Annotated in this window: 3 protein-coding genes; all 3 read right to left on the bottom strand. The window is 67.2% G+C overall.

From position 1 onward, the window contains the following. Window positions 1-83: 83 nt before the first annotated feature. Complete coding sequence (locus BSZ36_RS05195; protein WP_094546680.1) at window positions 84-2,804, bottom strand: T9SS type A sorting domain-containing protein; 2,721 nt, start codon at window positions 2,802-2,804, stop codon at window positions 84-86. A 238-nt stretch (window positions 2,805-3,042) separates the two neighbouring features. Beyond that, window positions 3,043-5,598 (bottom strand): excinuclease ABC subunit UvrA, encoded by a 2,556-nt coding sequence (locus BSZ36_RS05200; protein ID WP_094546682.1) that lies wholly within the window; start codon window positions 5,596-5,598, stop codon window positions 3,043-3,045. Between the two features lie 173 nt (window positions 5,599-5,771). Beyond that, window positions 5,772-6,323 (bottom strand): type 1 glutamine amidotransferase domain-containing protein (locus BSZ36_RS05205; protein ID WP_094546684.1); only part of this gene is annotated, 552 nt, incomplete at its 5' end.

The following is a 6,323-nucleotide window of genomic DNA, read 5'->3' on the forward strand; positions in this document are numbered from 1 at the left end:
TCCTCTCAGGTCCACGTCAGGCGCTTTCCGGACGCCAGCGGCAAGCAGCGGCGTGGCCTCTGGCGCTTGAGCGCCGATCCCCTTTACCGGACAACCGTCAGCCGTCGCACAAACACCTGGTCGCCGGTCGCGAGCCGGGCCACGTAGACGCCTGGCGCCAGAGGCCTGAGGTCTACTTCTGCGGCGTGGCGTCCCGCGGGGCGGAGGCCTTCGGAAACAACGGCGACCTGGCGTCCGCGCATGTCGTGGAGAGAGAGGAGTACGTCTGCGCTCACGGGGAGGTCATACCCGATCGCCACCGCGGCGGAGGACGGGTTCGGGGCGGGCGCGTGCAACGCGAACACCGTCGGGAGCACCTCTGGCGTCTCGCCCGGAGGCGCCTCCGCGTCTACGCTCACGCCTGCAATGACCAGCTCGACAAGGCGAGGCGACACCTCGATGGTACCCAGAACGCCGTCGGGCAAGTTCAGGGCCTCTGGCGCGGCGTCGCACGTGTTGCCGCAAGCCATGACGGCAAATCGGTCACCTACGGCGGGGACAAAGCCATCCACGAGGCGAACCTGAACGCTTCCGTACAGCGCCCCGTCGACGTCCACATTGACCACATCGTACTCCGCGATGGCCGTGGTGCCGCCGATGTCCATCTCGACAGTGCTACCCGCGATCAGTGTCACGTCCTGCGGGAAGATGAGCCAGTCGGTGGGGTCGTCCGGGTGCCCGGGGCTGACCGTCCCGCCCACGTCGGATACGTTTGGAAGCTCGATCACGCCCGAGCGGCCCACGATGACGCCCTCGTTCGTGAGCGTTGTCGAGTTGCCGAGGTTCGCGAACTCGATCTCGCCCTCGTCGACGTCGAGCGTGTCCCGGTTGACGAACGCCGCGCGGATGACGGGGCGGCTGAGCGACGTGTGCCGCTCAAAGCGTCCTTCGTTCTCGAACGTGCCGGCGCCGGTGATGTCGATGCCGTCGCCTGTGGCTTCGAGCGCGTAGCGCCCCCGGTTGAGGAGACGGCCTGAGATGCTGAGGTCGCCCGTGAGGTGGCGGATCGTGCCGTGGTTGGTCAGGGTCCCACCCACGACGCTGGTGTTGACGACGAGGTCGAGCGTCGCGCCTTCCTCAACCGTCATCTCTGTCGCGGCGATCGTTCCGCGATCCCACTGGGCGTCCACGCCTGGGCTCAGGCTCAGAAGCGGCGTTTCCTCGATAAGGGAGGCGGACGAGAGGCCAAAGGAGAACACGTCCGCAACGGTAACGGGGCGCCCGCCAAAGCTGGCCGTGCCCGTAACGTGCAACTCGCTCAGCGCCAGAGGCGTGCTGCCCGTCGCGAACTCGACCGTCGCAGGCACAACGAGGATGCTGGTCCGGGTCTCTGCGGGGAGCCGGAGCGTGCCCGCCGTGACCTCGATCCGGTCCGCGACGACCGTCGCGCCCGAGAGGTCGGCAACGCCGTTGGCCGCTTGGCCGACGAGGAGGTCGACGTGAATGTCCGCATCGCAGTGGTAGGTGCCGGTCTGAAAGCCTCCGTCCTCGAACCGAAGCGTCCCGCTTCCGATAAACGTGTCGTCGTCGCACGAGTAGAGTGCGTCGCTCGCGATCTCCAGCGTGGCGTCGTCATCGACGTCGAAGTGGCTGCCGATGATCGCCAGAGGCGTGCGGCCGATGGGCTGTCCAAGCTGGAGAATCGTGTCGTCGACGATGAGCACCGTCGCGTCTTCGAAGTGAAGGCTGTCCGGCTCCACGCGAATGGTCTTGTCGGGGCTCGGGCCGACGTAGGCCGCGTTAAGGAGGCCGTGCACGCTCAGCGATCCCGACCCCTTGATGGTGCCCGAGATCACCGTCGCGTTGAGAACGCCGCCGTTCTGGATCGTGAGGTGCCCGTCGGCCGCGTCGGGCTCTCCACCTTCAGAGTTGAGCGTGATGTTGTTGGCCTCCCAGTTCAGCCGGCCGAGCACGTCCATTGCCCCGGAAACGAACACGTTGCCGCTGGCGGTTGCGACGGCGCCAGAGGCCAGCGTAAACCCGCTTCGGGTCTCGACCGTCCCGCCGTCCCACAGCATGGCACCGGTCACCAGGAGGGTCTCCATGTCACGAAGGCCGTTGTCTCCTTCGGGATGGATCTCCACGTCCGCGATCGTCACATCGCTTTCCGCAAACGTCACCGATGAGAACCGGTCGAACAGCGTGAGGCTGGACAGGTCGAAGGTGGCGGGAGGCCCCGAAAAGGTAATCGAGCCGGGGGGAGGCCCGCCGGGTCCGAGGGGCTCGTTGTCGAGGTAGAGCGAGGCCAGCGATGGCGCAGCGCTGGTATGGAGCGCCATGCTAGCGCTCCCGATAAGGCTCACGCTCGGGACCGCGATTTCGATGTTCGAGAGGTCGCACAGGTTTGAGCCGCCATCCAGGTGACACGTGAGTTGCGTGCCGGACAGCACGCCCGGACCGTTCCCCCTGGCCGAGGCGGTGATGGTGATCGCGCCCCCCGTAAGGCGCGGGTTGGCAATCGTGAAGTCGCCCTCAATGATCGTGACCCCGGCCGTGAGCCCAAACGTCCCGACCAACTCGACACCCGGCCCCAGAATGAGGGTGCCAATGGTGATCGGTTGGTCTAGCGTGATGCGCGCGGGACCGGGGATGATCGCGATGTCGTCCTGTTCCTTGGGGTACTCGCAATCGGGAGGGCACGTCCCCTCCCAGTTGTTGGTGCTACTCCAGTCACCTCCGAGGCCGGCGATCCAGGTGTACTGGCCGGCGCGGGCCGTGGGGGCAACGATTAACGCGAGGACGGCGACGGCGGCGAGGCGGATCATCGGATTGCGGCGGAGGCGTCACTCTTCCATACGCGATTGGCCTCTGGCGGGGACCATCGCCGCCAGAGGCCCGTGCGGTAGGGGAGAGCCTCTGGCGCCGAGAAGACCACCACGCGGGTTAAGAAGGCTCCCCCAAACGCGCAAATCCAACGCGTGACAGCTGCCGAGCGTGGCAATCGTCTACCATCCGCCAGAGGCGTCGCCGCTATTCAGGGCCTCTGGCGTCCGTGGGGCTCTCTCACGTCTCGCCGTTCAGGGCCAGCGCCAGGTACGGCGCCGTCCGGCTGTCCCTGGCCTCCGCGACTTCGTGTGGGCTCCCTTCCGCGACGATGGTGCCGCCTTCGTCGCCCGCCCCGGGGCCGACGTCGATGACCCAATCGCTGCCGACCACGAGTTGCATGTCGTGCTCCACAGCGATCACCGTATGCCCCGCGTCGACCAGCCGCGCGAGTTGGGCCGCAAGTCGCTCCACATCGGCGGGGTGCAGGCCCGTCGTGGGCTCGTCCAGGAGGTACAGCGTCTGTCCCCGCCCAGAGCGCTGCAACTCGGTGGCGAGTTTGACGCGCTGCGCTTCTCCACCTGAGAGTTCGGTGGCGGGCTGCCCGAGCCGGAGGTATCCCAGTCCTACCTCGCGGAGGGTATCCAGACTGCGGAAGACGGCCTCGTCGTCCTGGAAAAAGTCCCAGGCAGCCTCCACCGTTAGGTCTAGCACTTCGGCGATGGTGCGGCCCCGGTACTGCACATCGAGGGTTTCGGCGTTGTAGCGCGATCCGTGGCAGACCGGGCACGGCGCGTACACGCTCGGCAGGAACAACAACTCGACCGTGACCCAGCCTTCGCCTTGGCAGTGCTCGCAGCGCCCGCCTTTGACGTTGAACGAGAAGCGACCGGGCTTGTACCGCCGCTCGCGCGCCAGAGGCGTCGAGGCGAACAGTTTGCGGACGTGGTCGAAAAGCCCGGTGTACGTCGCCAGGTTGCTCCGCGGTGTACGGCCGATCGGCTTCTGGTCCACCCGTACCAACCGGGACAACGCCGCGACGTCGCCGCCCAGTCGCGCGAGGGTACCGGGTGCCGAGGCTTCCTCGTCCTCCTCATAGACATCGGCCTCTGGCGCCACACCGCTGCCGAGGGCTCTGCTCTGGCCGAGGTGCGCCGACAGCGTGTCCGCGAGCACCTGGCTGACCAGTGTCGACTTGCCCGAGCCCGACACGCCGGTCACGCACGTCAGCACGCCGAGAGGAAACCGAACGCTCAGGTCTGTGAGGTTGTGGCGCGTCACGTCGCGGAGTTCCAGCCACCCGGAAGGCGTGCGCGGCGCGTGCTCAGCCTGCCGATCCAATGCGAACAAGAACGCGGCGGTCTTGGAGGCCTCAACGCCTCGCAAACCCTCTGGCGGTCCGCTGTAGAGGATCTCCCCGCCGTGCTCCCCAGCGTAGGGCCCGACATCCACCAACCAGTCGGCGCGGCGCACCACGTCGAGATCGTGCTCCACGACGAACAGGGAGTTCCCCGCCGCTTTGAGCGCGAGGAGCGCCGCCAGAAGCGCTTCGGTATCCGCAGGGTGCAACCCGGCCGAGGGCTCGTCGAGGACGTACACCACGCCAAAAAGGTTGGAGTACAACTGCGTGGCCAAGCGGAGGCGCTGCAGTTCGCCGGGCGAGAGCGTGGGCGTAGAACGTTCCAGTTGCAAATAGCCCAAGCCCAGGTTGAGCAGCACGTCCAGCCGCGCCACGAGATCCTCCGCCAGACGCTGCCGGGCCAAGGCTTGCTCGGGATGCCGTTCCGCGAGGTCCGCGTGCCCGTCCTCGGTCCCGACGGCGTACGGGCGAAGCAGCGCGGAGACGTCTTTCAGGGGTAACCGCGAGAACTCGGTGATGTCGATCCCTGCAAACGTGACGGCCAACGCTTCGGGCCGCAGCCGCTTGCCGTGGCACGTAGGGCAGGGCTCGGCAACCATGTAGGCCTGCGCCCTGCGCTTCATAGCCGCGCTTTTCGACGAGCCGAAGGTGTGCAGGACGTGGCGCCGGGCGCTGGAAAACGTGCCCTTGTAGTTGGGCTGGAGACCGCTCTCAACAGCGCGGCGGGTCTCCTCGGGAGTCCGGTCGCGGTACACCGGCACAACCGGCTGCTCGTCGGTGAAGAGAATCCACTCGCGGGTTTCCGGCGGGAGGTCACGCCACGGTACGTCCACGTCGATTCCCAGCGTGACGAGGATGTCGCGCTGGTTTTTGCCGCCCCAGGCCTGTGGCCAGGCCGCCACAGCCCGCTCGCGGATGGTGAGGGAGGGGTCGGGGACCATCGAGGCTTCCGTGACATCGAACACCTGTCCCTGACCGTGGCACGTGGGGCAGGCCCCCTCGGGGGTGTTGGGCGAGAACCCCTCCGCATAGACGATGCCTTGCCCTTCCGGGTACGTTCCAGCGCGCGAGTACAGCATCCGAACCAGGTTGGACAGCGTGGTCACGCTGCCTACCGACGAGCGGGCGGTGGGCGCGCCGCGTTGCTGTTGCAAGGCGACCGCGGGCGGCAAGCCCTCGATGGCGTCCACGTCGGGCGCGCCGACCTGGTGGAACAGGCGGCGGGCGTACGGCGAGACCGATTCGAGGTACCGCCGCTGGGCTTCCGCGTACAGCGTCCCAAAGGCCAGAGAGGACTTCCCCGATCCCGAGACCCCGGTAAAGACGACAAGGGCATCGCGAGGCACCTCCACGGACAGGTCTTTCAGGTTGTTCTCTCGCGCGCCGCGCACGCGGACAAAGCCGGGCGGACGAACGTCATGGGGGCCAGAAGGCATGGGAATGTCGGGAAAGCGGCGGCTGTTCGCCTGCGGGTGCGTGTTCTGGGTGCCTCGTGGGATACCTCTTGGACACAAAAATGCCAGCTCAGGCCCCGGGATGTATTCCACAGGGCCGGAGCTGGCACGCTAGCCGCGTCGCCCCAAGCGGGCCGCGAACTACGCGGGAAAGGCTAGGCGTCGCTGGATTCGAGCGCCCTCAGGAGCGCCTCCGCCGTAGGACCGGAGGACGCCGGGTTCTGGCCCGTGATCAGGAGCCCGTCCTGAACCACGTGCACGCCCCAGTCGGACGTTTTCGAGTAGTCGCCGCCGTTGTCCTTCAGCATCTCCTCGACGAGGAACGGCACCACCTCGGTAAGCCCGACGGCCTCCTCTTCGGAGTTCGTAAAGCCCGTGACGGTCTTGCCCTTGACGAGCGGCGTGCCATCGGCGGCCTTCGTGTGCCGGAAGACGGCGGGGGCGTGGCAGACGGCTGCGACAGGCGTCCCGGCCTGGATCGCGTCTTCGATGAGCGCGATAGAGGTCTTGTCTTCTGCGAGGTCCCAGAGCGGGCCGTGGCCGCCGGGGTAGAACACCGCGTCGTACTCGCCGACGGTGATCTCGTCCAGCTTTTTCGTGCTGGCGAGATCCTCTTGCGCGGCGTCGTCGGCGTAGAAGCGCCGGGTGTCGTCGGTCTGGTTGTCGTCGGTGTCGCTGGACGGGTCGAGCGGCGGCTGTCCGCCCTT

Source organism: Rubricoccus marinus, from assembly GCF_002257665.1.
Taxonomy (GTDB): Bacteria; Bacteroidota; Rhodothermia; order Rhodothermales; family Rubricoccaceae; genus Rubricoccus; species Rubricoccus marinus.